General features: G+C 54.1%; 25 protein-coding genes and 1 riboswitch. Of the genes, 15 read left to right on the forward strand and 10 right to left on the reverse strand.

Annotated elements, in window-relative coordinates:
• Position 1: 1 nt before the first annotated feature.
• Genes AB1I67_RS05330 through AB1I67_RS05340 form a run of 3 tightly spaced genes read left to right on the forward strand, consistent with a single transcriptional unit; the run spans position 2 to position 2,482 of the window.
• Positions 2-823: a carbohydrate ABC transporter permease gene (locus tag AB1I67_RS05330; protein ID WP_367028766.1), complete on the forward strand. Its 822-nt coding sequence runs from the start codon at positions 2-4 to the stop codon at positions 821-823.
• Between the two features lie 3 nt (positions 824-826).
• Positions 827-1,504 carry an HAD family phosphatase gene (locus AB1I67_RS05335; RefSeq protein ID WP_367028767.1) on the forward strand — a complete coding sequence of 226 codons (678 nt, stop codon included), beginning with the start codon at positions 827-829 and terminating at the stop codon, positions 1,502-1,504.
• 15 nt (positions 1,505-1,519) lie between these two features.
• Positions 1,520-2,482 carry an SIS domain-containing protein gene (locus tag AB1I67_RS05340; RefSeq protein WP_367028768.1) on the forward strand — a complete coding sequence of 321 codons (963 nt, stop codon included), beginning with the start codon at positions 1,520-1,522 and terminating at the stop codon, positions 2,480-2,482.
• A gap of 169 nt (positions 2,483-2,651) precedes the next feature.
• Here the strand turns inward: AB1I67_RS05340 and AB1I67_RS05345 are convergent, their stop codons facing one another.
• Complete coding sequence (locus tag AB1I67_RS05345) at positions 2,652-4,001, reverse strand: DEAD/DEAH box helicase (RefSeq protein ID WP_367028769.1); 1,350 nt, start codon at positions 3,999-4,001, stop codon at positions 2,652-2,654.
• 243 nt (positions 4,002-4,244) lie between these two features.
• Between AB1I67_RS05345 and AB1I67_RS05350 the strand changes: the two genes are divergently transcribed.
• The 8 genes from AB1I67_RS05350 to AB1I67_RS05385 all read left to right on the forward strand — a co-directional run bounded on the left by AB1I67_RS05350 (position 4,245) and on the right by AB1I67_RS05385 (position 12,407).
• Positions 4,245-5,066 carry a DUF6612 family protein gene (locus AB1I67_RS05350; protein ID WP_367028770.1) on the forward strand — a complete coding sequence of 274 codons (822 nt, stop codon included), beginning with the start codon at positions 4,245-4,247 and terminating at the stop codon, positions 5,064-5,066.
• Positions 5,067-5,349: 283 nt separating this feature from the next.
• Positions 5,350-6,462 carry a TRAP transporter substrate-binding protein gene (locus tag AB1I67_RS05355; RefSeq protein WP_367028771.1) on the forward strand — a complete coding sequence of 371 codons (1,113 nt, stop codon included), beginning with the start codon at positions 5,350-5,352 and terminating at the stop codon, positions 6,460-6,462.
• Positions 6,463-6,547: 85 nt separating this feature from the next.
• A complete protein-coding gene (locus tag AB1I67_RS05360) occupies positions 6,548-7,045 on the forward strand; it encodes a TRAP transporter small permease (RefSeq protein WP_367028772.1) in 498 nt (165 codons plus the stop codon).
• The gene (locus AB1I67_RS05365) at positions 7,042-8,331 is read left to right on the forward strand and encodes a TRAP transporter large permease (protein ID WP_367028773.1); all 1,290 of its coding nucleotides are present in this window, start codon (positions 7,042-7,044) and stop codon (positions 8,329-8,331) included. Before AB1I67_RS05360 ends, AB1I67_RS05365 begins: the two co-directional genes overlap by 4 nt.
• Positions 8,332-8,344: 13 nt before the next feature.
• Positions 8,345-9,199 carry a DUF6282 family protein gene (locus AB1I67_RS05370; RefSeq protein WP_367028774.1) on the forward strand — a complete coding sequence of 285 codons (855 nt, stop codon included), beginning with the start codon at positions 8,345-8,347 and terminating at the stop codon, positions 9,197-9,199.
• 21 nt (positions 9,200-9,220) lie between these two features.
• The gene (locus AB1I67_RS05375; protein ID WP_367028775.1) at positions 9,221-10,003 is read left to right on the forward strand and encodes an alpha/beta hydrolase; all 783 of its coding nucleotides are present in this window, start codon (positions 9,221-9,223) and stop codon (positions 10,001-10,003) included.
• 79 nt (positions 10,004-10,082) lie between these two features.
• Positions 10,083-11,027 carry a LysR family transcriptional regulator gene (locus AB1I67_RS05380; protein WP_367028776.1) on the forward strand — a complete coding sequence of 315 codons (945 nt, stop codon included), beginning with the start codon at positions 10,083-10,085 and terminating at the stop codon, positions 11,025-11,027.
• Between the two features lie 51 nt (positions 11,028-11,078).
• Entirely contained in the window at positions 11,079-12,407 is a 1,329-nt protein-coding gene (locus AB1I67_RS05385) for an MATE family efflux transporter (RefSeq protein ID WP_367028777.1), read from the forward strand.
• A gap of 88 nt (positions 12,408-12,495) precedes the next feature.
• Here AB1I67_RS05385 and AB1I67_RS05390 read toward each other — a convergent pair whose 3' ends face one another.
• The 7 genes from AB1I67_RS05390 to AB1I67_RS05420 form a co-directional block, all read right to left on the reverse strand.
• Positions 12,496-12,843, reverse strand: coding sequence for a 2-dehydro-3-deoxyphosphogluconate aldolase (locus AB1I67_RS05390; protein ID WP_367028778.1), 348 nt, complete (start codon positions 12,841-12,843; stop codon positions 12,496-12,498).
• Positions 12,844-12,867: 24 nt separating this feature from the next.
• Complete coding sequence (locus tag AB1I67_RS05395) at positions 12,868-14,145, reverse strand: SLC13 family permease (protein ID WP_367028779.1); 1,278 nt, start codon at positions 14,143-14,145, stop codon at positions 12,868-12,870.
• A 25-nt stretch (positions 14,146-14,170) separates the two neighbouring features.
• Positions 14,171-15,244, reverse strand: coding sequence for a 4-hydroxythreonine-4-phosphate dehydrogenase PdxA (gene pdxA / locus AB1I67_RS05400; RefSeq protein ID WP_367028780.1), 1,074 nt, complete (start codon positions 15,242-15,244; stop codon positions 14,171-14,173).
• Between the two features lie 16 nt (positions 15,245-15,260).
• A complete protein-coding gene (dapA, locus tag AB1I67_RS05405) occupies positions 15,261-16,169 on the reverse strand; it encodes a 4-hydroxy-tetrahydrodipicolinate synthase (protein WP_367028781.1) in 909 nt (302 codons plus the stop codon).
• Positions 16,170-16,263: 94 nt separating this feature from the next.
• A complete protein-coding gene (locus AB1I67_RS05410; protein WP_367028782.1) occupies positions 16,264-17,427 on the reverse strand; it encodes an iron-containing alcohol dehydrogenase in 1,164 nt (387 codons plus the stop codon).
• A 31-nt stretch (positions 17,428-17,458) separates the two neighbouring features.
• Complete coding sequence (locus AB1I67_RS05415) at positions 17,459-18,619, reverse strand: sialidase family protein (protein WP_367028783.1); 1,161 nt, start codon at positions 18,617-18,619, stop codon at positions 17,459-17,461.
• Positions 18,616-19,902, reverse strand: coding sequence for a four-carbon acid sugar kinase family protein (locus tag AB1I67_RS05420; protein ID WP_367028784.1), 1,287 nt, complete (start codon positions 19,900-19,902; stop codon positions 18,616-18,618). Before AB1I67_RS05420 ends, AB1I67_RS05415 begins: the two co-directional genes overlap by 4 nt.
• A 254-nt stretch (positions 19,903-20,156) precedes the next feature.
• On the opposite strand from AB1I67_RS05420, the gene AB1I67_RS05425 reads away from it, so the two are divergent.
• Together AB1I67_RS05425 and dinD are read left to right on the forward strand one after the other, a co-directional pair.
• Positions 20,157-21,956, forward strand: coding sequence for a PrpR N-terminal domain-containing protein (locus AB1I67_RS05425; protein WP_367028785.1), 1,800 nt, complete (start codon positions 20,157-20,159; stop codon positions 21,954-21,956).
• Positions 21,957-21,973: 17 nt separating this feature from the next.
• A complete protein-coding gene (gene dinD / locus AB1I67_RS05430; protein ID WP_367028786.1) occupies positions 21,974-22,840 on the forward strand; it encodes a DNA damage-inducible protein D in 867 nt (288 codons plus the stop codon).
• A gap of 90 nt (positions 22,841-22,930) precedes the next feature.
• Here the strand turns inward: dinD and AB1I67_RS05435 are convergent, their stop codons facing one another.
• Positions 22,931-24,079, reverse strand: a complete 1,149-nt coding sequence (locus tag AB1I67_RS05435) for a DUF4317 domain-containing protein (protein WP_367028787.1) — start codon at positions 24,077-24,079, stop codon at positions 22,931-22,933.
• Between the two features lie 110 nt (positions 24,080-24,189).
• Entirely contained in the window at positions 24,190-25,023 is an 834-nt protein-coding gene (locus tag AB1I67_RS05440; protein ID WP_367028788.1) for a class I SAM-dependent methyltransferase, read from the reverse strand.
• 154 nt (positions 25,024-25,177) lie between these two features.
• Positions 25,178-25,265, forward strand: a riboswitch (glycine riboswitch).
• Between the two features lie 162 nt (positions 25,266-25,427).
• Here AB1I67_RS05440 and gcvT point away from each other — a divergent pair.
• Both gcvT and gcvH read left to right on the forward strand, forming a co-directional pair.
• Positions 25,428-26,519: a glycine cleavage system aminomethyltransferase GcvT gene (gcvT, locus tag AB1I67_RS05445; protein WP_367028789.1), complete on the forward strand. Its 1,092-nt coding sequence runs from the start codon at positions 25,428-25,430 to the stop codon at positions 26,517-26,519.
• 65 nt (positions 26,520-26,584) lie between these two features.
• On the forward strand, positions 26,585-26,962 hold the full coding sequence (gcvH, locus tag AB1I67_RS05450; RefSeq protein ID WP_367028790.1) for a glycine cleavage system protein GcvH: 378 nt from the start codon (positions 26,585-26,587) through the stop codon (positions 26,960-26,962).
• Positions 26,963-26,977: the final 15 nt, after the last annotated feature.

Below are 26,977 nucleotides of genomic sequence, written 5' to 3' on the forward strand. Positions count from 1 at the left end.
AGTGAAAAAGACAAGTGCAAAGATTCTTTTGAATCTGATGTGTGTATTCATCTGCATCATTATTGTTGCCCCTCTGGCCTGGATCCTTCTGAATTCATTGAAGACCAACAAAGAGCTGTTCCAGAATTCCCTTGCCCTTCCGGAGGTCTGGCAGTTCGGCAACTATGCCAAGGCGTGGCAGATGGGGTTATACAAATATTTTGGCAACTCCCTGTTGGTCAGCAGTATTTCCCTGATCGGGATCCTGACCTTATCCTCCCTTCTGGCATATGGCCTGACCCGTTTTAAGGCAAAGGGCAGCATGGTGATCTTCGTGATCGTTCTGGGAGGCATGGCCCTCTCTGAGCAGATCGCACTGGTGCCCCTCTATAAGATCCTGCGGGCGCTGAAGATCTACAATACCTATGCGGCGGTCATCCTGCCTTACATCGCGTTCCGCATTCCGTTCACGGTATTTTTGATGCGTTCCTACTTTATCTCGATCCCGGTGGAGCTTGAGGAGGCGGCGGTGGTGGACGGCTACAACAGCCTGCAGATCTTTACCAAGATCATCATCCCGATCAGCAAGCCGATCTTTGCTTCCTGCGCCATTGTGAACTTAAACTTTGTCTGGAATGAATTTTTATTTGCAAATGTGTTTTTAAACAACAAAGCGATCCAGACGATCCCGATCGGGCTTATGACCTTTAAGGGTGATTTAAAGATTGACTACACGACCACTCTGGCAGGCCTGGTGATCGCGTCTCTGCCGCTGATCATCCTGTTTATCTGTATGTCCAAACAGTTTGTGAGAGGCCTTACCAGCGGCGCGGTGAAAGGATAAAAGATGGAAGCGCTTATATTTGACATGGACGGGGTGATCGTGGACAGCGAGCCTTACAACATGATGCGGGTCCTGGAGTATGCCCGCTCCATCCGCCCGGAGATCACCAGGGAGCAGATGTACCAGGTGGTGGGCCGGACAAAGGAGGATGTGTGGACCAGGATCGCCGGTGTCATCGGACAGGGAAAAGGCTGGGAGGAGACCCGGCAGGACTATGAGGCCAACTGGAAACCCTGGCACCCGTATCCGGTGCGGTACAAGGACATCTTCCGGCCGGAGGTCATAAGGATCCTCAAGCGGGCGAAGGCTGAGGGGGTGCGCACGGCGGTGGCGTCGGCCACGGCTTATGATAAGGTGAAGGAGATCCTGACTGAGGTGGGAGTCACCCCCTATCTGGACCTGATCGTCAGCGGGGAGTCCTGCAAGCGGAGTAAGCCGGACCCGGATATCTATCTAAAGACCGCAAAACTTCTGGGAGTGGAGCCGAAGGACTGTGTGGCGGTCGAAGATTCTACCGTGGGCATTACCGCGGCGCACCGGGCCGGGATCAAAGTGATCGCTTTAAAGGATGACCGGTTTGATTTTGACCGGAGCCTGGCGGATGCAGAGATCGATGATCTGGGGGAGTTTGAAGCGTGTTTTCAGCAGTTGTGTTTTCCGAAAATGACAGGCAATTCGTAAAAACAGGAGGAAGTTATGGAAAAAGCAAGAGAGATCGTATCCAGTATTTTAAAAGAGCGTCAGATCGACACCATCTATTTCGTGGGCTGCGGCGGCTCCCTGGCGGGATTTTTCCCGGCTAAATATTTTATAAGCTGCGAGGCCCGCAAGGTGAAGGTGGGCTACATCAACTCCAATGAGTTTGTATATGCAACCCCGAAGGAGATCGGTGAAAATGCAGTGGTCATCCTGGCGTCCCAGCGGGGCAATACCGCCGAGACCGTGGAGGCCTGCAAGGTTGCCAACGAAAAGGGCGCCGCTACCATCGGCCTGACCTTTGAAGTGCCGTCCCCTCTTTCTGAGGCGGCCCGGTATGTGATCCACTATGAGTTTGGAGATGATTCTGTTGTGGAGAACCAGAAATCCTCCTATGCTGTGAAGCTGGCGGTGGAATTCCTGCATCAGATCGAAGGCTATGAGGGGTATGATGCGATGGTGGATGCTTTGAAGAAGCTTCACGGCATTGTGGCTGATGCAAAGAAAGCGATCATCCCTTATGCGATCAAGTACGCCTGGGAGTTTAAGGATGATCCTGTGATCTATACCATGGGGAGCGGCGGTTCCTGGGGCAGCGCCCATCAGGAAGCCATCTGTATCTTTATGGAGATGCAGTGGATCAATTCCAGTGTGATCCATTCCGGCGAGTATTTCCATGGCCCCTTTGAGATCACCGATAAGGACACGGCGTTTTTGATGATGAAATCCTCCGGAAGGACCCGTTACTTAGATGACCGTGCGCTGGATTTTATCAGGAAATTCAACAACCGCTGCATGGTGATCGACGGGCTGGATTACGGCATGGGCGAGCTGGGCTCCATGGCTGAGTATATGGACCCGCTGTTCCATACCAATGTGATCCGTGTGTTCAATAACCTGCTGGCGGATGCCAGGAACCATCCGCTGAGTGTGAGGCGGTATATGTGGAAGTTTGCGTATTAAAAAGGCTGCAGGAGTTGGGGGAGTTTCCGCATTTTGCGGCGGCAGTTTTATAATGAAGACGGACAAAGGTGCGGCGGATGATTGGGAAACCATCTGCCGCACCTTTGATGTTGTGAGGTGTAAGCAATGAGGCATACGCTGTGTGGTTTATCTGTGCGGTAAAGCTGCTTTATTGCGAAGTCCTGCGCCTGGTGCCAGACTGAGCCCCCGGCCGCTGCTTCGTGATTGGTTGCGTCTGCGATCTTCCCTGGGGCTTTTTCGACGCTTTTGCCTTTGGCTTTTCTTTTGTTTCTGCCGGTCTTGTCTGCGGGCGGTCTGCCGCAGCCTCCCTGCGCGTCCTCGCCGGACGCGGCTGCGTCTCCTTCGGCGGAACCACGAATACGGTCATGGGGTAGGGGTGATCTTCTATCACAGGAACTTTCTTTCCGGTCAGCTTCTCGATATCCTTTACATAGTCCTTCTCCGAAATGTCACAGAAGGAGATAGCGCGTCCGCCAAGGCCTGCCCGTCCGGTCCGTCCGATGCGGTGGACGTAGGTCTCCGGGATATTGGGCAGGTCGAAGTTGATGACACAGGAAAGCTCCTCAATATCGATGCCTCTGGCTGCGATGTCCGTAGCCACCAGCACCCGGATCTCGCCGGATTTAAAATGGCTGAGGGCCGTCTGCCTGGCTCCCTGGGACTTGTCCCCGTGGATGGCGGCTGCCTGGATGCCGCTCTTGTTCAAAAACTTCGCCACCCGGTCGGCTCCATGCTTGGTGCGGGTGAAGACGAGGGTGGAACGGAAGTTTTCCTGTTTCAAAAGATGGGCCAGCAGCGGCCGTTTGTTCTCCTTGTCTACGTAGTAGAGGGAGGCGTCTATGGTGTCCACGGTGGAGGAAACGGGGGTGACCTCTACCCTGGCGGGATTGCGCAGCAGCTTTTCGATCAGGGCCTGGATCTCGTCCGGCATGGTTGCGGAAAAGAGCAGGGTCTGCTTCTGTTTCGGCAGCAGGGAGATGATCTTTTTCACATCGTGGATAAATCCCATATCCAGCATCCGGTCCGCTTCATCCAGCACAAAGATCTCCACATGGGTCAGATCGATCTCACCCTGGCTGAACAGGTCGTAGAGGCGTCCGGGGGTTGCTACCAGGATATCGATGCCGCGCCGCAGGGATTCGATCTGGGGATTGGCGGATACGCCGCCGAAGATGACGGCGCATTTGACGGAGGTGTGGGAACCGTACTGATCGAAGTTTTCCGCGATCTGCAATGCCAGTTCCCTGGTCGGAGTGAGGATCAGGGAGCGGATCACACGCTTTGGATATTTCTTTTTGTCGGGATTCATCAGGTTCTGTATGATGGGCAGGGCAAATGCCGCAGTCTTTCCGGTGCCTGTCTGGGCGCAGCCCAGCACGTCCCGTCCAGCCAGCACATAAGGGATCGCCTTTTCCTGGATCGGAGATGGGGTTACATAGCCTTTTTCTTCCAGTGCTTTCAAAAGCAGGGGAGAAAGTTTCAAATCTTTAAAATTCATAGATACATTTCCTTCATTTCTGTGATTAAATAATGGTGAACGTCTAATGTTACCACACATTTATGATAAATACCAGCACAGTTTAAGATAATTGTAATAATTGTAATAAAAGATTCCATCAAATCCCATTCCATCTTATTCCATAACGTGTTAAAATAAAGCCAGGACACTATTGTAACGGGCATCAGGATTTTTGAAACCAGACAGAGACCTAACTGAAAGAGCAGGAGGAGGAACGGAGCAATGAGATTAAAACGTTTGGCAGCAGTGACATTGAGTATGACGATGGCTTTGACCATGACCGCCTGGGCGAATGACGCCGATGCGGTTGCCGTTTACCAGGAGATGGAAGCGAAGAGCAGCGGGATGACGGATACAGACGCGTATATGGACTTCAAGGTAGATATGAGCTCAGGCGGAGATCATATCGGTATGTGCCTGGAGATGAACGTGAAGGCGAACAATATGACTACGCCGGAGCAGATGCGCATGAATACGTATATGCGTATGACTCTGACGGATGCCAATCTTTCCGGCGGCACCGGAGGACCGGGAGAGGCCGGATCGTCAGTTGATCTGACCGGTACGCAGATCACGGCCAATATGTACTATGCGGACGGCATGTATTACATGGATATGCTTGGGCAGAAGATGAAAACCCCTATGCCGCTCAATGAGATGATGGATACCGTGAAGCAGTCGGCCGGAACGACGGTGGATTCTCTGGAGTATATCCAGAACCTGAAGCTGCGCACGGAAGGCGAGGACCGGATCCTGTCTTTCACGATGGATGCGACGAAGATGAACGGCCTGCTTCAGCAGGTTATGAGCAGCCTGCAGTCTATAACGGGTAATGGCAGCGTCAGCTACCGCGATATCAGCTGTGAGTATATCGTGAACCCGGAAGGCTACTGCACCAAGTCCAGGATGAAGATGACTATGGACATGACGGTGGAGGGCGAGACCATTACTATGACTCTCGACGGCGATATAGGTTATGCGAACCCGGGACAGCCGGTGACGATAACCGCACCAAACCTGGCCGAGTATACGCTGGCTGAGTAACACCATAGGAAGATCAGTTTCAGGATACAGAACGGCAGATATTTCTTTGCGGATTGAAGTGCAGAGAAATATCTGCCGATTTTATATGACGGAGAATCCCCACAGTGGGATTCTATTTTTTTAGGGATTCTCATTTTTTCATGCCGTGATCAGGCGATACCCCATTGATTTTACTTATACCATCTGATAGATTATTCATATTTGTGCCATACTACCATAAATGTTATTATAAATACGTAAAAAACAACCGTGTTTTCTGATAATACAAGAAAGGAAGGAAATTATGAAAAAGTATTTGGGGTGTACTTTGGCGATTCTGGCGGCAGCAGGTTTAGCGGCATGTGGAAATGCATCAGGTGGGAATACCTCCGGAGGTAATAGCGCAGGGGCCGGAACGACCGCAGCGGCAGCAGCGGAAGAAAAGGGCGGCGCAGCAGCCGGTGATGCAGCAGGGGCAGTAGAGCCGGAGCGGGTCATCCAGCTTGGGCATATTGATCCCAGCACCAACGATCCGTACCAGATGCTGGCGGAATTGTTTGCCGGTAAAGTGAATGAATTATCAGGCGGGAAGATCCAGATCGATATTCTTTCCGATGCGCAGCTTGGCAGCGAGGCTTCTATGATCGAGGGCATGAAGCTTGGGACGATCGATTGTGCGATCATTTCTAACTTCAGCTACAGCTCAAGCATTCCGGATTTCTGCGTTTTTGATATGCCGTATATTTTTACCAATGAGAAACAGGCTCATGCGGTCATGGATGACGCGGAGATCACCGGGGATCTGTTTGACAAGCTGTATGACGAGTTCGACGTGAAGATCCTGGCTTACGGGGAGGGCGGTTTCCGGAGCGTGATCAATACGAAGAAGGCCATCACATCGCCTGCGGACTTTGCTTCCCTGAAGATCCGTGTTCCGGGCAACGAGACTTATCTGGCTACCTTTGACGCGCTGGGAGCCAATCCGGTATCCATGGCATCCAGCGAGTGCTACACCGGTCTGCAGCAGGGTACCATCGATGGGCTGGAGCAGCCTATCGGACCGATGTACAGCTATAAATCCTACGAGGTCTGCAAGTACATCAGCCTGACCGAGCATCTTTACAATCCCATCAGCCTGACAGTCTCACGTTCCCTTTGGGAGAGCTTAAGCGAGGAGGAGCAGGGCTGGTTTACGGAAGCGGCAGCCTCTGCGCGGGACGAGCAGCGTGTTGAAAATATCTCTCTGAATGAGACGCTTCTCAAGGCCATGCAGGACGAGCGGGGGATTGCGGTAAATGTGATCGAGGATAAGACGGCTTTCCGCGAGGCGGTGCAGCCTGTTTATGATAACTATGTACAGAAATTCGGTTCCGACCGTCTGGACAAGATCGTCAAACTGATCGATACCGTGCAGTAAGAGACAAGGAGCCGTGGGGAGGAGGGTCCCTGCGGCCATACCGGGACTGTCATGCCGGGGACGGCAGAAAAAAGGAGAGGGTTTTATGTACCGACTGATCTATAAGATATGCAGTATTATCAACAAATTATATGAGATGCTTGCGCTTGTTTTACTGGTTGCCATGACGTTTGCGCTTGCGCTGCAGGTGTTCACCAGGTATATCCTCCAGGCATCCATGGCAGGGACGGAGGAGTTTGCCCGCTATGCATTTATCTGGATCATCATGCTGGGGGCCAGTATCTGTACGAAGGACGGGAGCCATGCGACGGTCACGCTTTTAAACGACCATCTGAGCGGAACGCTGAAGGAGATCCATAAGATCGTGATCGAACTGCTGGTGCTGACAGCCTGTATCGTATTGCTCCGATATGGCTTTACAATGATCATGGTGTCGGCGAAGTCGAAAACGCCCACCCTGGGGATTCCTACCTGCGTGGTATATGCGGCGCTTCCGGCGGGATGTTTTGGGATGATCGTTGGAACGGTAAGTAATATTTTGAAGGATATGATGATGAAAAAGGGCGGGGAGGTGAGTGTATGACACAGGCGCTTTTGCTTCTGGGCGTTATGGCCCTTTTGCTGGCCTTTGGTGTGCCGGTAGCATTTTCCATCGGGCTGTCGGGCATGTTTTTCCTGTTGGTGACAGGACTTAAGCCGATGGTTGTGGTGGCGCAGAGTTCCGTAAATGGTGTGGACAGCTTCACCATGCTGGCGATCCCCATGTTTACCCTGGCCGGTTATCTGATGGAGTCCAGCGGCATGTCGAAACGGCTTGTCAACTGCATGGAAAAGCTGCTTGGCAATTCTACTGGCGGGGTCGGCACGGTAACCATCGTGTGCTGCGCTATCTTCGCGGCGCTCACAGGCTCCGGCCCGGCGACGGTCACGGCGATCGGCTGCATCATGCTGCCTGCCATGCTGAATGCGGGGTACAGCCGGGGTGAGACCGGAGGTATGCTGTCGGCGGCTGGTGCATTGGGGCCGATCATTCCGCCCAGCATCTGCATGATCGTGTATGGCTCTACCATGGGCGTGGCGGTGCCGGATCTGTTCATTGCGGCGGTGATCCCGGGGATCCTGCTGGCGGTTGCCATGATTCTGGCCAATTCTGTCATGAGCAGACGCCGGTCCAGGAAGATTGCGGCGGATGTGCCGAAGAAGCATTATACTTCAAAGGAAGTCCTGGCTTCTGTTGTCCAGGCGCTGCCCACGCTGTTTTTGCCGGTGATCATCCTGGGAGGTATTTATTCCGGGATCTTTACACCTACCGAGGTTGCAGTCGTGGCTGTGTTTTACACGATCTTCTGGGGATTTATCTACCGGGAAATGAAATTTGCAGATATTGTCCGTTCCTTAAAGCGGACGGTAGCGACCACGGGGATGGTCATGTTTATCATGGCGATGGCGGCAGTGTTCACGTTCCTGCTGAGTACAGCCAGGATTCCGACGATGATCGCCAGATCGATCGTGCCTTATTTGAACAACCGGTATGTGTTTATGGCGCTTATGCTGGTGCTGCTGTTGATAGCAGGATGTATCATGGAGGTGCTGTCCCTGGTGGTGATCCTGGCGCCGATCATCATCCCGATCGGTCTCCAGCTTGGAGCAGACCCCATCCATCTGGGTGTGACGTTCTGTATCACACTGGTAGTGGGACTGGCGACACCGCCGTTCGGTATGAACTTATTTACGGCATCGGCTGTCTGCGAGACTCCGTTTGTGGAGGTGGTAAAAGGCGTGTGGCCTTATCTGATCGCCATGGCGGTCACCATTGTCCTGATCGCGTTTATACCGCAGCTGACATTGCTGCTTCCGTCTTTATTGTAAGGGGGGAGATCTGATGAGTGATATTTCTTTAAAAGGCGTGGTGGAGGTTCACGTTCACGCCAAACCGGATCTGTATCCCCGCGCTTACTCGGATATGGAGCTGATGGAGGCGGGAGTGCGGGTGCAGGCCAGGGCGATCGTGGTCAAATGGCATTACGGTCAGACGGCCGCCAGAGTACAGCTCTGCAATGAAATGCGGCGGCGCCTGTACCCGGAAGCGTGCGTGGAAATGATCGGAAGCATTGTGCTCAATCATCCTGTGGGAGGGATCAATCCGGCGGCGGTGGAGACAGCTTTAAAGCTGGGGGCACGGATCGTCTGGATGCCTACGACAGATTCCCGCAATGAGCGGGAGCTGAAAGGATTTCATGACGGGATCGTTTGCGTGGAGCATGGACGTGTCACGGAACCGGTAAGGGAGATCCTTAATATGATCCAGGAATACGATGCCGTGCTTGGCACGGGACATCTGGATGCCCAGGAAAGCCTGGTGCTGATCGATACGGCGAAGACCATGGGGATCGACCGCATCCTGGTGGATCACCCGGAATACTGGGTGACGCAGATGACCATGGAGCAGCAGCTCCGTCTGGTCCGGGACTATGACGTGTGTATCGGCAGATACTATGCCCAGCCGATGCCGGATGGGAGCTTTCATGTAAACCTCCCTGAAAATCTGGAGGCATACAGGCAGATTGGCTATAAAAATATGATTATCTCCACGGACGGCGGCCAGCTTGCCAATCCCCGCTGGGAGGATGCCCTGCGCACCTATATGCAGTATTTTGCAGACCAGGGCGTGCCAAAGGAGCACATAGATTACATGGCGAAGGCGCTTCCGGCGAAGCTTTTAGGGCTGCCGTCATAGTGAGAAGGAGTGAGGACAGATATGAAAGAACATACGGCTTTGAATTATGTCGGGACATTGCACAGCGGTCTTCCCACCGTCCTGTTCATTCCGGGGGCCATGACCACGCCGAATGTATTTGCGGGGTTTGCCAATTATCTCCCGTGCCAGTCGGCGATCATTGACTGGAACAACTCTGACGGGCCGTGGGAGGTGGAAGCCATCGGCAGGCGGGTGCTGGAGCTGATCGACCGGCTCCGCCTGGGGCCTACGGTCCTGGCCGGGTATTCCTGGGGCGGCGTGGTCTCCATCGCGGCTGCGATCTGGGATAAGAAACGTCGTCTTGGCGGCATTATGATCGCCGACACCGGAGCCAGCGCCAATAACCACGGCGACCCGGATTTTCCAAAGAAGCTGGAAGAAAAATGGCCGGACAGGGAGCTGTTTCGGGCATTCAGCGCAAGATGCTATGCGATGCCGATCTCCCAGGGGATGTACCAGCAGTTGGAGGATTACGCCATGGCATTAAAGAAAGATACTGTGTGCCAGGCAGCCCATTCTGTGAGGGAGAGCGATTTCCGGGACAGGCTCGGGGATATCCGGTGCCCGGTCCAGATCCTTCACGGCCTCCGGGACCAGAGTCGGTCGGTGGTCCACGCTCAGGCGCTGAAAAACGGGATCAAGGGATCTGAACTTTTTTGGCTTGACTGCGGGCATACGCCGATGGTAGAGCTGCCGGAGGAGTATCTGCAGAAGCTTCTATATTTTATCGACCGGGTGCAGCTGGTGGATGATCCCTATGCTCTGGATGTGCTCCATGCCTGAACTTTACATTGCTTTTAACCGTGTGATGATATATACTTTTTTAAATAGACTATTTAGAGAAAAGCGGGTATAAGAGCAGATGGAATTAAAAGATTTTCGGACACTTACAGAGATAGCGAAGACGGGGAGCATATCCCTGGCGGCGCGGTCCCTCTATGTCTCCCAGCCTGGGCTGAGCCAGTTTCTGCATACATATGAACAACAGCTGGGATTCCCGATCTTCGAGCGGGTATCCCAGGGTGTACGTCCTACTGTCAAAGGTAGGGCGTATCTTAGTCTGATCCAGAGAATCATCGAGGAGTATGACGCCGGTGTCGGGGAGCTTAAGGCTGGAGGACAGAGAAAGATCCGCTTTGGGATAGGAGACCAGAGGGGCGCGCTGCTGATCCCGACGATTATGGCGATGATGGATACCATGAAGCCGGATTTTGAGCTGGAGATCAACGATGCCATCAGTTCCCGCAATAACTTGATCGACGCTTTGCAGAAGCGTGAGACGGACGCCGCCTGCACCACCATGATCGACGAGGATTATTCCAGAAACGGGGATATCCTGTGTTATCCGCTGGTGAAGGAGGAGATCATGCTGGTGCTGCCGAAGGAGCATCCGCTCACGTCCGGCCTTCACCGGAGGGAGGACGGGGAGTTCTGGATCGAACCCCAGTCCCTCAAGGGACAGACCTATATCCTGTGCAGCACGAAGCGTGAGATCCGCCGGATGAGCGACCAGATATTCCGGACTTTGGATATCCGTGATATCCGGGTCCTGCAGAGCAGTACCAGCCTGTTTACTGTGATCAATTCCTGCCTCAACTGCAATGCCCTGACATTTTCTCCATGGGAATACGTCTGCCATTCTGACCAATGCGTCTGTGCATCCATCGGCAGGGAAGGATTTTTCTGGACCCATATCATGATGGCCCGGAAGGATACGTTGGAACCCAATGAGCGGGAGACATTGATCTGGATGCTGAAGGAGAGCCTGCTTAAGGATATGGAGAACCGGCATGTGGCTGCGGAATGACAGGAGTATGCATTCGGAGGAATGTATGGCAGGAGGGGAGCATAGGGAATCATGGCGACAGTTGATATGACGGAAGGGAAGATTTCCAGGCATCTGATCCGGTATTCTGTACCGCTGATCCTGGGAAATCTGTTCCAGCTTACTTATAATGCGGTGGATTCGATCATTGCGGGGCGCTTTATCGGCAAGGAAGCCCTGGCGGCGGAGGGCATGGCAAGCCCGGTGATGAATATCGTGATCCTTGGGATATCCGGCATCTGTATGGGCGCCGGAGTTTTGATGAGCGAATTTTTCGGGGCGAAGCAGTACGAGAAGCTGAAGCGGGAGATGTCCACAGCGGTACTGTTCGGGCTGTACTTTTCCCTGGCGGTGATCGTGCTGGGGATCGTCTTTACCCCGGCCCTTCTTCGGGCGCTGCATGTGCCGGGGGAGCTGATGGAGATGACGACGGTCTATCTGCGGATCATCTTTCTGGGCGCGCCCTTTACCTATTTTTATAATGCGCTGGCTTCTGCGTTAAAAAGTGTGGGGGACTCCAAGACGCCGCTTAAGTTTTTGATGTTTTCTTCCGTGCTGAACGGGGTGCTGGATCTGATCTTTATCGGATATCTGGGGTTCGGGATCGTCTGCTCCGCCACCACCACGGTGATCGCGGAAGCGGTGTCCGCAGGGCTGTCTGTCTGGTATGTGTATCACAAGATCCCGCTTCTGCAATTGCGGCGCGGGGAATTTAAGGTGGATAAGGAGCTTTTGAAAACGACCCTTCAGTTTGGGTCGGTGACGGCGCTGCAGCAATCCTGCCAGCCCATCGGCAAGCTGCTGATCCAGGGTTCGGTCAATGGGCTGGGCGTGGATACGATCGCAGCCTTCAATGCGGTGAACCGGGTGGATGATTTTGCATTTACACCGGAGCAGAGCATCTCCCACGGGATCACTACCTTCGTGGCCCAGAACCGGGGGGCGAAGAAGGAAGAGCGGATGTACCGGGGATTTCACCGGGGCCTTTTACTGGAGTTTTTGTACTGGATCTGCATCTGCATGTTTGTGCTGATATTCCGGAAGCCGATCGTGGGAATGTTTGTGACGGGGGAGAGTGCGGCGGCCATCGTGGCGATCGGGTGCCAGTATCTGGGGACCATGGCGTTTTTCTATATCTTTCCCGCATTTACCAATGGATTTCAGGGTTTTTACCGCGGCATGGGGATGATGAAGATGACCCTGCTGGGGACGGCTGTGCAGACTGGGCTGCGGGTCGTCTTTACGTGGGTTTTGGCTCCGCGGATGGGGATCTATGGGGTGGCGTTTGCCTGTGCGATTGGGTGGAGCGTGATGCTGATGATCGAGGTGCCGTATTATTTTTACTGTAGGAAAAAGGGATAAAATGATTACAGAACAGGGAGCCTGACAAGCTGATATCACTTCAGCTTGTCAGGCTCCCTGCCCTTACAGATTCCATCTCAGGCATCACTTATTTCTGCATGATATGAATGGCGAACCCGCCGTATTCTCCATCCAGATAGATATTCTTCAGTCTGCCGTCATCCATATAAGCGGCGGTATCCATCCGGAAGGTAAATCCCTTCTCTTTCAGCTCTTCCACCGCGGCGGTCAGATCCGGCGTGCGCATGGCGATATGTCCGTTTGCACCCAGGAAGGGGGCCTTCATGCATTCAAAATAGGGGCCGCCGAACTCGGATTTCTGGCCGTGGCGGGGTTCTAAATTGAACATCATGCTCAAAAGCTGCGCCAGCTTTCCGGCTTCTTCGGCGTCGGGGGTATTGATGCCGATATGTTCCAGTTCAAATATATTTTTCATGATCATACCTCTTCCTGTTCAGATTTACATCGGGAACATCAGCAGGGAGCCGGCGGTCAGGGCTACCAGGCGGATAAAGTACTGGGGTATCGTAAATTTCCAGAACTCCGAAAGCTTGTAGTTGCCGACGCCCATGACCATAGCGGGCATACCGTCGATCGGAAGGAAGTGTCCGCACCATCCGGATATCACGATGGCACATGCGGCGGCGGTCGGGTCTAAGCCCAGGCTTGTGCAGGTAGCGATGGCAAGCGGTGCGAAGACATAAACCGTACCGATGGTGGAACCGGTCATGGTCGCAAGCACGCTGGTAAGGATACAGAATACCAGTATCATGATGAAGGGGTTGATGCTGGTGCCTAGCATACCGGCTACGGTGGAACCGACAAGGTTGGTAAGGCCGGTGCTTCCAAGGGCGTCGGCGATACCGATAACGCCTGCGGACATGAGGATGATGGGCGCGCTGATGGCATCGCGGATCTCCTTAAAGTCCATGACTCCGATCACCAGGATCACTGCTACGGACAGACCCGGGATCGCATAGCCTGCGTCGCCGATCTTGCCCTGAAGGATCATACCGATCACAGCCACCACGAAAGCAACGTAGACAACCTGCTCTTTCCATTTCGGAAGGGTGGATACAACTGCGCCCTGAGCTTTGGCGTCTTCCGATGCGGCTGAAATAGGATGGTCCGGCAGCAGCTTATACTGGATCAGGCAGTTTGCCAGGAAACCGAGGGAAAGGAACAGGTTTACAACGGCAAATTTTGCAACGGAGACATTGGCCATAACGCCCGCGCTGTTTAAAACGGCAAGTACGATACCGTACTGCAGCGCCGTGTTGAACGGAATCAGCGGATGGTTGGCAGCAAATCCCGCGGTCATGATGATCTTGGACGGCGGAAGCTTTTTGCTGTAGGGCAGGGTGGAGAGCAGTCCGATGGTCAGCACATAGTAGGCGGTGGAGCCGGTGCCGAACATGCTGCAGCCCAGCATGACAATGAGTATCATAAGTACATAGGCCCGGAAGCCGCCTTTGTTCGCCATGTTGAACATGGTGTTTTTAAAACCGGTGATAAAACTGGTTTTCTGAAGGGCAGCTATGATCGCCATGAACTCGGCCAGCATGACGATGGTGGCATTGGAAAATCCGGCAAATGCGGCTTTGATGTCGGCAATGCCGAAGACTACAAGCAGCAGACACGCCAGCAGCGGCGGCGCGCCGAAAGGCAGTTTGTCTGTCATGATCAGGATGACCATGAATACGGTGATCGCTAACGCGATAATCATCTGAATTGTCATTTTACTTTCCTCCTGGTTTTCACGGTCATGCTTTGCGGCTTTCAGCCATGCGGATGGCGTAATCGATCGCGTTGACAAGACTCAGTTCGTTGCTGGTGCCCTTGCCTGCAAGAGCGAATCCGGTGCCGTGGTCCACGCTGGTACGGATGATCGGAAGCCCCAGGGTCACATTGACGCCCTCGACGGCTTTCCATTCCTGCTTGCCGCGGTCGTAGACAAACCCGACGGTCTTTAAGGGGATATGCCCCTGGTCGTGGTACATGCAGACCACGATGTCGTACCAGCCGCCCAGCGCCTCGGAAAATACGCTGTCCGGCGGGATCGGGCCGATGGCGTTTATGCCTTCGGCTTTGGCGGCTTCGATGGCCGGCTTGATCTCCTGGATCTCCTCGGTGCCGAAAAGACCGTTCTCACCGCAGTGGGGGTTTAAACCGGCGACGGCGACCTTTGGGTTTTCGATGCCCATATCCCTGCATGCTTTGTGGGCGATCTCGATGACTTCCAGGACACGGTCCTTTTTCACACGGTCACAGGCTTCGCGCAGGGAAACATGGGTGGAAACGTGCACGACCCGCAGGTCATGGTGGGCCAGCATCATCGTATACTTTTTGGTGCCTGTATAGGTGGCGTAGATCTCGGTGTGTCCATCGAAATGGGTATGTCCGTCGGACTGTTCGCCGTGGTCTGCCTCCAGGGCTTTGTTCATGGCTTCCTTGTTCAGGGCGTTGGTGCAGGTGGCGTCCACTTCACCGGCCAGAGCCAGCTCGATGACTTTTTTCACGCACTGGAACGCGGCGTTTCCGCCCTCGATGCTGACTTTCCCGATGGGAAATGCTGCTGCGTCGGGGATCAGCTCCAGATGCAGTACGTCGATGGTACCCGGAGTGAACTGTGCATCGCTTACTTTTTCGCAGCGGTGGATCGTGATATCGGAGCGGCCGACGAAGCGGGCCGCCTGTTGGATCATTTTGGCGTCGCCGACCACGATGGGGCGGCAGCGGTCGTAGACGTCGGCGTGAGCCAGCGCTTTGACCGTGATCTCAGGTCCGTTGCCTGCGGGATCGCCCATGGTAATGCCGACGATTGGCTTTTCATTCATAACATTCCCCCCTTTCTTAGTGCATGCCTTTGGCTTCGTTCTCAGCCAGAACCTTTTTGAGAGCCTGGATGCCTTCCTCCGGAACCTGGTTGAACGGTGCGCGGCAGGGGCCGACTTCGTAGCCTAAAAGGCGGGTGGCGGTCTTGACAATGGTATTGGGGTTGCCGTATTTGAAGCAGGCGCGGAAGCTCTGGATACTTTCGTTAGCGGCTCTGGCCTCGTCGATCCTGCCTTCCATAAACAGGTTATAGATGGAAGCCATGGTGTGCGGGTAGACGTTGGCGCAGCCTGCGATCCCGCCGGTACCGCCTGCCATCAGGGTCCAGATGATCAGCTGGTCATTGCCGGACAAGGTGTAAAATGACCCGTTTTTCTTCTTTTTGCCTGCGTCTATGTATCCCAGGATGTTGGTGAAATTGCCGCTGGAATCCTTGGCGCCTACGATATTGTCGATCTCAGCCAGACGGGCCACGGTGGCGGGAGCCAGGGCGTTGCCGGTGCGGGCAGGGATGTTGTACAGTACGATCGGCATATCCACGGCCTCTGCTACGGTCTTGTAGTGGGTGTACAGCTCTTCCTGGCTGGCGGCTGCAAAGCTGGGGGTGATGATGGACAGCACGTCCGCGCCTGCGGCCTGGGCCATCCTGCTCTGCTCGACGGTCTCTTTGGTGGAAATGCAGCCGGTGCCTGCGTAGACCGGGACACGGCCGTTACACTGCTCGATGACGGTTTCCAGAACAAGCTTTTTTTCCGCCGCGGTCAGGATATAGCCTTCTCCGTTGGTGCCGAAGGGGAACAGCGCGTGGACGCCGCCCTCGATCATGCGGTCTACCTGGCGGCGGAGCTCTGCCACGTTGATGCTCTCGTCCTCATACATGGGGGTGATGATCGGCGGGATAATACCTTTCAGTTCGATTGCTTTCATGAGATTCCTCCTACTGGTTTATCTTATATTTTCATTTTAAATCTGCATGTTGCAGGGCAGTTTTTACGACTGCGTATCAGTTTGCATCAGCCGTTTACATGATCTCTTTATAAAGTGCGCGGGCATCCTCGGCCGTAAGGGTACGCGGGTTGTTGACCAGCAGGCGCTGAACCTGCATACCGGCTTCCACCAGGCTGTCCAAGTCGCTCTCCGGCACGCCGAATTCTTTGAGGCTGGTGGGGATATCCAGGTGCTTTACGATCTGTTCCAAACGGCTGATGATCCACGCGGATTTTTCCTCTGCGGTCTTGCAGGTCTTAACCTCATCGTGGCAGCAGCGGTCATAGGCGATGGCGAATCGTTCCCGGCAGGCGGGTTCGTTGAAGCGCATGACCGGGGCCAGCAGGATCGCGTTGGAAACGCCGTGGGCGATATGGTACTTGCCGCCCAGAGGATAGCTTAAGGCGTGGACTGCGGTGGTGCCGCTGGCGGTGATAGCCAGGCCGCCGTAGTAGGCTGCGATCTGCATGCGGTTCTTGGCTTCCATGGCTTCCGGGTCGTCGCAGGCTTTCTCAATGTTGTTGAAGATCAGGTCCAGGCCCTCCAGGGCGTAAAGGTCGCTGAACGGGTTGGATTTGTTGCTGGTAAAGCATTCGATGCAGTGGGCCAGGGCGTCAACGCCGGTTGCGGCAGCGATCCCACGCGGCAGGTTCTTGATCATGCGGGCGTCCAGGATCACGTAATCTGCGATCATGTTCTCGTTGACGATGCCGACCTTCAGTTCTTTTTCCGGCACGGCTACGATGGAGTTGGGGGTGACCTCGGCTCCGGTTCCGGCGGTGGTGGGGATCAGGATGATCGGCACGCATTTTTTGGCGCGTCCCGGATCGTCAAGCAGCTCCTTGACGCCGTATTCATCGGTCACCAGCACGCTGGCCAGCTTGGCTGCGTCCAGGACGCTGCCGCCGCCGCAGGCCACGATCATGTCGGCCCCGCTCTCCTTGAACTGGTCGACCAGTTTTTGAACAGCCATGTAGCTCGGTTCCGCCGGAAGGTCGTCCAGCACATAGTAGCCGGCTCCGGCGGCCTTAACTGCCTCCTCCGGCAGCCGGAACAGTCCGGCGGCTTCGATCCCTTTATCGGTGAACATCGCCACGCGTTTGACTCCGGCAGTTTTTAAGATCGTGGTGATCTGCTCCATTGCGTTTTCACCGCCGTAGACGGCGTGGGGCATTTTTAAATTATAGGTGGTAAGCATTTCTAGAAACCTCCTTGGTCTGTGGTGTGGATCAGTGGCTCTGGGCAGCGGTGGGGTTGTATAAGCCTACGCGCTCCCGTTTGGCTCCCAGCACGTCCTGCTCGGTGAAGCGGATGTATTTGACACCCAGGCGGGTGCGTGCGGCATATGCCAGATGCAGCATGCCGTCCCGGCTCTGCATGATGTATGGGTATTCATATTGTTTGTTGTTGGTCTTGTTCTCGTCGCCGATGAAGCCCTCGCCCCGCTCCATCCACCGGATGACCGGGAAGGTCAGGCCGCCGTCCTCGGATAAGGCCACGGCTACCGGGCAGCGAAGTCCCGGCCAGGCCGCCTTGCCGGGCTGCGGGTCAGGCGTGCAGGTCGGATTGTATGCAATGGCGACACGCCCGCTCTGGAGCTTGACGGCGCTGATGCTGGAATTGTTGTTGGGCAGCGGCGTCGGCTCCGGCTTGCTCCAGGTCTCACCCCAGTCAAAGGACTCGCTGCGGTGGATGCGGTAGGCTTCCCGGTTGCGCATGAAGGCTGCCAGGTGCCCAGGCTCCAGCTCCACCACATTGGCGTGGACGTGGCCGTTGCTCTCCGGCATCATGACCTTGCGCCAGGTCTTGCCCTGGTCGTCGGAAATGCGGAATGCGGTGGGGTCTCCGGAGAGGCCGTCGGCGGAATCGGTGCAGATCCAGTTGGACAAGATCCACCGTCCGTTTGAAAGGATCTGGATCGGCTGGCGGCAGAAGGTTCCCTCCTCCGGGAAATAGGTCTCATAGGGGCCCCAGCTCCGTCCGCCGTCGGTGCTCTTCTGGCAGCGGACCACGGAGGTAAACTGCATGTTGTCCTTGCCCTCCTGACGGTCCAGCTGGGCGGTGTACATGGCCCACACGGCGTTGTCGGGACCATAGAACAGGGAAGGGTTCTGCTCACTGCGGGCCGGGTCGCCGGAGATATCCACCGGCGGCAGCCATGCCGCGCCGTCTTTTGGCAGGATGGAGCAGATCACATGGATATCAGCGCTGCCCTCATAGGTGCCGGCAAACCAGCAGCACAGCAGGCTGCCGTCCGGAAGTTCCAGAAGGGCCGGGGCGTGTGCGGTGGGATAACCTCCGGTGGGAAGCAGCGCTTCTAAGGTGCCCATTTCTTCATTTTCATAGATGGTACCGTCCCAGGTCAGACAGGGAAGCTTTGGATACGTCATAATTTTTCCTCCAGTTTTTTTGTCAGATCGGTAAGCAGGCTCTCCTGTCCGAAGCCGCCTGATTTGGTGATAACGTGGCGCGTGCAGCCGTTGTAAGTAAAGCTTGCCAGTACAACGCCTTTTTCCAGTTCGCAGAGCGGTTCCAGTTCCCGGACGCCGATGCAGTTCATGCATTGCAGCAGGGTGTCCCCTCCTGTCAGGAGCAGGGTGCCAAGGGAGGGACTGGTGAAGATCTCACCGACTAAGTATCCCAGGCTTCCTGCGATGCGGACACGCAGGGTTTCTAAGTCAATGCCCAGCTTCTCTGCATATTCCGCGGTAGGCCGGTTGCCGCCTAAGTCGTTGGATTCGATGATACAGAGCGGGTTGGCAGCCAGCATTTTCTCGATCTGGATCAGGTCGTTTTTCCCCACGTCGCTCTGCCAGTAGCCTGGTTCCAGTTTCTGCCGCAGAGTGAGCCGCAGGCGGGCGAAGCCGTCCTGTTCGGCACGGTCAAGCTGCGCCAATGTGATGGGATTGACGCTTCCGCAGACCACTAAAAGCCTTGGATCGAGCTTTGGCAGCGGATGTGCCGTCTCTCCGGCTAGTCCAAGCAGCTCGGGCAATACAGCTCCGAAACCGGCGCAGCCTGCCAGAATGTGCGGGCTATCCTGGACCAGAAGCTGATGTTCCGGCGTGTGATGTTCCAGAAGTTTACGGCCTGTTCGCAACAGGTCACCGGCATCGGCTGCGTCAAACACCAGGATGCCTTTGTCCTGCGGGATGCCGTCCTCGTCTGTCAGCGCAGGGAAGCTTCTGGCGGGCAGGTCGCTCTGTTCCGCGATCAGTTCGGTGATGACAGCGTGCGTCACCGGTTCAAATGGATCACGCCCAAAGGGGCTTTCCGTCACCGGTACACCGTCCACATAATGAACGCCGCCGCTGGTGATGCGGCCTGTCTGCGGAAAGGCGGGCAGGAATGGGAGCTGGCCCACGCCGCTGGCTTTAAAAACGGCAGTCAGCTCGGCTCCGATGTTGCCCCGCAGCGCGGAATCGGTTTTTTTGTAGATATACCGCACTCCGGCGTCAAGGGCGCGCCTGGTCAGTCCCGCGACCACCTCATAGGCTTTGGAGGCCGGAAGATGCCGGGTCTCCGTATCGATGACCAGAACCTGGGCTTCCTGCGCGGCAAAATCCACTTCCGGGTCCACGACAACGCGGGTCCTGATCCCGTGGGCTGCAAACTGTACGCCGGTGTCCAGCGCTCCGGTGAAATCGTCCGCGATAATCAAAAGAAGGATCATGTGTCCCCTCCTCTCTTCATTTCCAACCCGGCAGCCAGCCGCCGGGACAGTTTCTTTTTGTTTCATATTACCATTATGGGGGATTTAATGACGCTGTGCATCGGGAAAATGCGCAAAAACAGTTTCATTTTGAAACATTTAAAAATTTTAACACAAAATTAATTACAAAATGTTTCAAAACAAAACGTTGCGATAATGCTTTTTGCACAAATATCTGTTATAATAGTCCCAAAATGAAACGGAGGGGATTTGCGATGGTCAAAACAGGTACACGGATTCTGGGGATTGCCCCATATGAGGGAATGCGCACGGTCATGGAACGCGCGGCTCAGGCTTACCCGGATGTTCAGCTGGATGTTTATATCGGCGACCTGTTGGAAGGAGCCGCTGTTGTGCAGCGTATGCCGCCCAATTCTTATGACTGCATCATTTCCCGGGGCGGCACCGCAATGCTGATCCGCCAGGTGACAGATCTTCCAGTGGTGGATATCCACCTTTCAGTCTACGATGTGCTGAGCGCCATGAAGCTGGCTGAGAATTATTCGGACCTGTATGCGATCGTGGGGTTCCCCAGCATTACGGAACCCGCGCATACTCTGTGCGACCTGCTGGGTTACCATCTGGATATATTGACCGTGCACAGTGCTGACGAGGTTCCTCAGATTCTGGAACGGTTGGAACAGGACGGCTACCGCATGGTGGTATGTGACATGGTCACCCATACCGCGGCCCGGCAGATGGGACTGGACGCGTTCCTGATCACATCGGGTGTGGAGAGCCTTCATACAGCCATCGACCAGGCGGTCAATATCAGCCAGTGGTTCCAGCGCCTCCGGCAGGAAAACCTGTTCCTGCGCAGCATCACCCAGGATCAGAACGGCCGCGTGGTTGTTCTGGAGCATGACGGGGCCGTATTCTACAGCAGTCCGACTAAGCCCGCGGAGGGGCTTTTAAAAGCGCTGCGGGAACGCCTGCGGGAAGTGCCGTCCGCCGGGTCGCTCAAATTCTACCATACGGAGCGGGATCAGCTGTACAGGATCACGGCGCAGACGCTTCTGATGGATGATGAGCGGTACAGCCTGTTTTATTGTGTGCCGTCGCGGATTTCCCTGCATTCCCAATGGGGACGGGGGCTGCGTTCCATGAACAGGGGAGAGTGCGAGTATCTGTTTATGACCAGTTTTTACAGCATCAGCGGGGCGATGGGGACGCTGGATTCCGAGATCCGGACGCTGGCTGCAGTACGGCAGCCTGTCATGATCCGGGGAGAGGCGGGAACTGGAAAGGAGCAGATTGCCCGGTATTTGTATCTGCACAGTCCACTGGCAAATAAACCGTTTGTGCTGGTCAATTGTGAGCTGATGACGGAAAAAAGCTGGGATTTTCTGTTGGGACACGACAATTCGCCTTTGAATGCAACCGGAAATACGGTGTATTTTCAGAATTTTGAATCTTTGCCCGAGACACGGGGGCCGGAACTGTTGGCGGCTATCCTGGAAACGGGTCTGGCCCGCCGGGTGCGGCTGCTCTTTTCATTTGTCTGCCGCGATGGGGAACCGGTCCCTGATATGATGCGCCGGTTCAGCACCAGGCTGGGCTGCCTGACCTTAAACCTGCCGTCCCTGCGCAGTCGTTCGGACGAGATCCCTTCGCTGGCAAGTCTTTACCTCAGCAACTTAAAGATCGAGCTGGGCAAGCAGATCTCCGGCTTTGAGCCGAGGGCCATCGAGATGCTCCGCCAGTACGACTGGCCGAACAACTATACGCAGTTCAAGCATGTGCTGCGGACACTGGCAACACTCACGGCTTCGACCTACATACGCAGCAACGCGGTGGCGGAGCTTTTGGCAAAGGAACGCTCCCTGCGTCTTAGCCCGGTCCCGGCGGCAGCTTCGCTGGATATAGAGTGTACACTGGAGGAGATCATCGGCGGGGTGGTGCAGCAGGCGGTTGCAGCCCATAATGGCAACCGGGCGGCGGCAGCGCGCCAGCTGGGTATCAGCCGCACGACGTTGTGGAGATATTTGAATAAGAGTGAAGAGGACTTTGTATAGAAGGAAAGGGTAAGAATATGGATAAAAGAAAAATCGAACAGATTCGTCTGCAATATGACAGTGTGATACACAATGTTGTTGATGCAGATATTGAATTTTGGTATGCTCGTGAACTGATGTTATTACTTGGTTATGAGCGGTGGGAAAATTTTGATAAAGCAATTAGTCGTGCAATGGAATCGTGTGATACATCAGGTATAACGGTATCAGACCATTTTCGTGAGGTCACGAAAATGGTTGAATTGGGGAGTGGTGCAAAAAGGAATGTTAAAGATTATATGCTCACTCGTTATGCCTGCTACTTGATTGCACAAAATGGAGATCCTAAAAAAGAAGAAATTGCGTTTGCACAAAGCTATTTCGCAGTTCAGACAAGAAAACAGGAATTAATCGAAGAACGGATAGCATTGATTGAAAGAACAGAGGCTCGTGTCAGACTTCGAGAATCCGAAAAACGCTTGTCTCAAAATATTTATGAGCGAGGTGTAGATGATGCAGGTTTTGGGCGTATTCGTTCCAAAGGCGACAAAGCTCTGTTTGGAGGTTATTCTACGCAGGAAATGAAAAAGCGGCTTGGTGTAAAAGATAAACGGCCATTAGCAGATTTTCTTCCAACACTTACTATTGCAGCCAAAAATCTTGCAACAGAAATGACGAATTACAATGTGGAAGAAAAGGATTTACAGGGCGAAGGATCCATCACCGGAGAGCATATTCAAAATAATCGTTCAGTCCGGGATATGCTTGGGCAACGAGGAATTAAACCGGAAAATCTGCCGCCTTCTGAAGATATTAAAAAGTTAGAGCGGCGTGTAAAATCTCAGGAAAAGAAGATTATTGAGCAAGCGGGGAAATTACCGGAAATGCATAATGATGAGAGCTGATAGTGAATTAAGGATGCACCCGGGAACCGTTTTCTTTAGCCGTTTCCGGGTGCCGATTGATATTTCACAAGAGTTTGGAAAATATGCAGGCTATTGGGTTTCTTCTTCTCCCTGCGCGCCGCCTTTCACCATGATCCCATTGACCTCCACCCCGCCGTCGATGGCGATGACCAGGCACTGGCGGCCGTCGATCTCGCGGGTCTCGATTAGGTCGGTGCGCTCCGGGTTCACCTTGACTATGACGTCGGGGGTCTTCACCTCAAACACACGGGTGTTGACAATATTGTTGGCAAAGATGGCTGCCCGTTCTCCGGCGGTCTCGTCAAAGGTCTTGTCAAAGGTCTCTAACTGTTCTTCCTCCACGCCGCTGTGCTCCAGTAAGGATTTGACCTGGTATTTGTCCAGGACCAGCGGCTCCGGGGCGTCCTTGTGCTCTTCCAACATCTCGCTTAAATTCTCATGTATGGTCTTCACTGTTTCATAACTGCAGGCGTCGCCCAGGGTCTCCTCGATGATTGCCTGGAAGGATTCTTTCTGGTATCCGGCGGGCAGCGGAAGCGGGCAGCCAAGCATCTGCTCAATGAAGGAGTCGTGTAAGTCGTCTCCGTTTTTCGAGTAGTACAGGGTCGCGTGTAAGTCGGTGGAACGGTCGTTGAACGCCGGGAATAAGAAGCCCATTTCCGGCATCCCGACGACCCAGTCGCGGACCCGGTTCTTAAAGCTGTTTTCCAGCTCGTCGTAGCTTAAGCCCGGTTTTGACAAGTCTACGGGGCAGATGGAACACATGATGTAGCTGTACACCTCGTCGGAGGCGTCCTCCATCTCGATGCCGTCTGAGGTCTTGCCGGGGATGTCATAGGCGTCGTGGATCAGCAGGATCAAGTAGTTGCCCACATAATCGTAGGTCTCGATGATACGGTCGTAGAACGCATCCAGGATCTCGTCATCCTGTAGCCTGCTGTTACGGAGCTTCAGCAGAAATTCCTGCGGGCCGCCTTCCATCTCGGAGTCTAAGGGGAATTCCAGATTCAGCAGGTTTTTCCCAAGGGTGCCGGAAAGGTTCTTGCGGAGGATCTCAAAATACTTGAACATATCGTCCTCCGGCAGGGATAAAAAGGCCTCCTTAAACTCTGTTTTCTTATTTTTTTCACCGTCCACATAGCAGCCGCAGATGCGGGTGATCGAGCAGTTGGACGGGGTGAACTGGCGTTTGATCTCGGATATTTCTTTCTTTATCATAGGTTTCTCTCTCCTCTCGGACTTATATTTTATATCATTTTGGAGGAAAAGACAATGAAATTAATCCGGTATCGCCGCCGCAAAATGCGGAAGCGCAGGTACGGGAATCCCTAAGGTCTTTCCAGCAGAACTGCGATCGTATCACTTTCGGTATGGCTGGGACCGCCAGCTACATTTCCGAATAGCTTGCACACATTGAAATTGGAATGTGTCACTTCTTTTGTAAGGCTTTCTTCTGAGAAGCAGGTGTTCCATAGATAGTAGGGGGTTATTTCCTGCTCGGTTATGATGGCGATGAGGTCCAGCGTTACATTTTCTGAGTATTTGTATTGGCCGTTTATTTCCATATATTGGCTGGATCTCCAGAAGCCGTTGCCGGGGGAGATCTCCCAGGTCTGCCGTTCCTGGAAGTCGTTAAATTTTTTCATGGAGAACACGTCCAGCAGCAGTTTTCCGCCCGGTTTCAGGTGGTGATGGATTCTGCCAAGGAGAATTCGCCGGTCGTCTGTTGACAGGGCGCCGTAGTCACAGTAAATCATGGTGGCAAGGTCAAACTGGCTGTCGAGGTCCATCTCTAAGTAGTTCTGATACAGGTAAGAAATATCCAGGTTTTTGTCTTGAGCGGACTGTCTTGCGTATTCGATGGAACGCCTGGAAAAGTCAATCCCGGTTACGTTATATCCTGCCTGTGCAAATTTCTCGGCATAGATACCGGGGCCGCATCCGATATCGAGGAGACGCGGATACTGGGCGGGCGGGAGCAGCTCTTTGATCCAGGATGCGGATTGTTCAATAAAATCAAGCTTTCTGCTGGCTCCCTCAAAATCCGGGTCCAGATGGGCTTTCAGCATTTGCTTTGAGATATATTCATCATCCCAAAATGCAGACTCTGATTTAGTGTAAATGGAGGGCTTCTTTAATGCTGTGATCATGTCGATGTTCATGGTTTTTCTCGTTTCTGTTTTATTTGCGTTTTATTGTAGTGTGTTTTGAGGCAGTATGTCAATAGGACATTGTGCAAAGCAAATATTTAACAAAGATTCCGGTTGCCAGACGAACTGCTTTTATGGTACGATGTACTTACAAAAGAACAATCGGTTGAAGGGTTCGGGAGAGACTGCGGGGAGCATTTCACGCGGCGCCGAAGGGGAGAGAAACTCTCAGGCAAAAGGACCGGATCTGGACGAACCCCTGGAAAGGTGAAGGCGTTAAAAGGCGCAGCACCACCGACGAGGATGAATCTTTCAGGTACGAAGACAGGGCATATAACTTTGCATCAGTGCGCGGTTATATGTCCTTTTTATGTGTCTTATATTTAACAAAGGAATGAAAAGGAGGAAAAGGGAGTATGGAACGGAAGACACCATTGTACGATATCCACGCGGCGAGCGGCGGGAAGATCGTACCCTTTGCCGGTTATCTTCTGCCGGTGCAGTACCCCACGGGCGTGATCAGGGAGCATCTGGCGGTGCGGACGGCATGCGGGTTGTTTGATGTATCCCACATGGGGGAGGTGACCTGTATCGGGCCGGATGCGCTTGAGAATCTGAACCGGCTGCTGACCAATGATTTTACCGGCATGTATGACGGCCAGGCCCGCTACAGCCCCATGTGTTATGAGAATGGCGGCGTGGTGGACGATCTGATCGTGTACCGTATCCGGGAGGACCATTATTTTATCGTGGTGAATGCGTCCAACAAGGATAAGGATTTTGCCTGGATGAAGGAGCATGAGTTCGGCAATGCAGAGTTTAAGGACATTTCCGATACGGTGGGGCAGATCGCGCTGCAGGGGCCAAAGGCTCACGATATCCTTTGCAGGCTGGCAAAAGAGGAGGATATACCGAAGAAATACTACAGCTGCAACCCGCACACGGAAGCGGCGGGGATCCCCTGCGTGATATCGAAGACCGGATATACGGGGGAGGACGGCTATGAGCTCTACATGGCGGCGGAGGATGCGCCGAAGATGTGGGAGGCGCTCATGGAAGCAGGGAAAGAGGACGGCCTGACCCCCTGCGGGCTGGGTGCGCGCGATACTCTGCGGCTGGAGGCGGCCATGCCTCTTTACGGACACGAGATGGATGAGACGATCACTCCCCTTGAGACCGGCCTTGGATTTGCCGTAAAGATGGGGAAGGAAGCATTTATCGGTAAGGAAGCTTTGGAAAAAGCGGGAGCGCCGCAGAGAAAGCGGGTCGGCCTTAAAGTGACCGGGCGGGGCATTATCCGGGAGCACGAGGCTGTTTATATCGGGGACCGGCAGATCGGCGTCAGCACATCCGGGACCCATGCGCCGTTTCTGGGGTATCCCATAGCCATGGCGCTTGTGGACGCGGCGGATGCGGAAGCCGGGACTGCCGTAGAGGTGGATGTGCGTGGCAGGCGCGTGGCGGCTGAGATCGTGGCGCTGCCATTTTATAAGAGAGAAAAGAAATAACCGTCATAGAAGCAAAGAAACAAGAAAGAATAAATACCAATAAAATGAATGCAGGAGGCAGAATTATGAATTTTCCAGAGGAGTTAAAGTACACAAGATCACACGAGTGGGTAAAAGAGGAGGAGGACGGGACCGTTCTGATCGGTCTGACGGATTACGCGCAGAATGAGCTGGGGGATCTGGTGTTTGTCAATCTTCCGGAGGAGGGGGATGAGCTGACCGCGGGCGAGGCGTTTGGGGATGTGGAGTCGGTAAAAGCGGTATCGGATGTGTATTCGCCGGTGACCGGAGAGGTTGCGGAGATCAACGAGAACCTTTTGGACGTGCCGGAGAGCATCAATACGGATCCTTACGGAGCATGGTTTATCCGCGCTGCCAATGTTACGGACACGGAGGAGCTTATGGATGCCGCCGCTTACGAGGCATTTACCAAAGAGGCATAGACGGGAGGGAGAAAG

The sequence above is a fragment of the Clostridium sp. AN503 genome, from assembly GCF_040719375.1.
Taxonomy (GTDB): Bacteria; Bacillota; Clostridia; order Lachnospirales; family Lachnospiraceae; genus Brotaphodocola.

Excerpts from the sequence above, each read along its gene's own strand:
- AB1I67_RS05435 (WP_367028787.1), bottom strand. The coding sequence starts at position 24,079 with ATGATAAAGAAAGAAATATCCGAGATCAAACGCCAGTTCACCCCGTCC.
- AB1I67_RS05340 (WP_367028768.1), top strand. The coding sequence starts at position 1,520 with ATGGAAAAAGCAAGAGAGATCGTATCCAGTATTTTAAAAGAGCGTCAG.
- AB1I67_RS05385 (WP_367028777.1), top strand. The coding sequence starts at position 11,079 with ATGGCGACAGTTGATATGACGGAAGGGAAGATTTCCAGGCATCTGATC.
- pdxA (WP_367028780.1), bottom strand. The coding sequence starts at position 15,244 with ATGAATGAAAAGCCAATCGTCGGCATTACCATGGGCGATCCCGCAGGC.
- AB1I67_RS05395 (WP_367028779.1), bottom strand. The coding sequence starts at position 14,145 with ATGACAATTCAGATGATTATCGCGTTAGCGATCACCGTATTCATGGTC.
- AB1I67_RS05345 (WP_367028769.1), bottom strand. The coding sequence starts at position 4,001 with ATGAATTTTAAAGATTTGAAACTTTCTCCCCTGCTTTTGAAAGCACTG.
- AB1I67_RS05415 (WP_367028783.1), bottom strand. The coding sequence starts at position 18,619 with ATGACGTATCCAAAGCTTCCCTGTCTGACCTGGGACGGTACCATCTAT.
- AB1I67_RS05375 (WP_367028775.1), top strand. The coding sequence starts at position 9,221 with ATGAAAGAACATACGGCTTTGAATTATGTCGGGACATTGCACAGCGGT.
- AB1I67_RS05335 (WP_367028767.1), top strand. The coding sequence starts at position 827 with ATGGAAGCGCTTATATTTGACATGGACGGGGTGATCGTGGACAGCGAG.
- gcvT (WP_367028789.1), top strand. The coding sequence starts at position 25,428 with ATGGAACGGAAGACACCATTGTACGATATCCACGCGGCGAGCGGCGGG.
- AB1I67_RS05410 (WP_367028782.1), bottom strand. The coding sequence starts at position 17,427 with ATGCTTACCACCTATAATTTAAAAATGCCCCACGCCGTCTACGGCGGT.
- AB1I67_RS05425 (WP_367028785.1), top strand. The coding sequence starts at position 20,157 with ATGGTCAAAACAGGTACACGGATTCTGGGGATTGCCCCATATGAGGGA.
- dapA (WP_367028781.1), bottom strand. The coding sequence starts at position 16,169 with ATGAAAGCAATCGAACTGAAAGGTATTATCCCGCCGATCATCACCCCC.
- dinD (WP_367028786.1), top strand. The coding sequence starts at position 21,974 with ATGGATAAAAGAAAAATCGAACAGATTCGTCTGCAATATGACAGTGTG.
- AB1I67_RS05390 (WP_367028778.1), bottom strand. The coding sequence starts at position 12,843 with ATGAAAAATATATTTGAACTGGAACATATCGGCATCAATACCCCCGAC.
- AB1I67_RS05420 (WP_367028784.1), bottom strand. The coding sequence starts at position 19,902 with ATGATCCTTCTTTTGATTATCGCGGACGATTTCACCGGAGCGCTGGAC.
- AB1I67_RS05365 (WP_367028773.1), top strand. The coding sequence starts at position 7,042 with ATGACACAGGCGCTTTTGCTTCTGGGCGTTATGGCCCTTTTGCTGGCC.
- AB1I67_RS05360 (WP_367028772.1), top strand. The coding sequence starts at position 6,548 with ATGTACCGACTGATCTATAAGATATGCAGTATTATCAACAAATTATAT.
- AB1I67_RS05355 (WP_367028771.1), top strand. The coding sequence starts at position 5,350 with ATGAAAAAGTATTTGGGGTGTACTTTGGCGATTCTGGCGGCAGCAGGT.
- AB1I67_RS05370 (WP_367028774.1), top strand. The coding sequence starts at position 8,345 with ATGAGTGATATTTCTTTAAAAGGCGTGGTGGAGGTTCACGTTCACGCC.
- AB1I67_RS05380 (WP_367028776.1), top strand. The coding sequence starts at position 10,083 with ATGGAATTAAAAGATTTTCGGACACTTACAGAGATAGCGAAGACGGGG.
- AB1I67_RS05350 (WP_367028770.1), top strand. The coding sequence starts at position 4,245 with ATGAGATTAAAACGTTTGGCAGCAGTGACATTGAGTATGACGATGGCT.
- gcvH (WP_367028790.1), top strand. The coding sequence starts at position 26,585 with ATGAATTTTCCAGAGGAGTTAAAGTACACAAGATCACACGAGTGGGTA.
- AB1I67_RS05440 (WP_367028788.1), bottom strand. The coding sequence starts at position 25,023 with ATGAACATCGACATGATCACAGCATTAAAGAAGCCCTCCATTTACACT.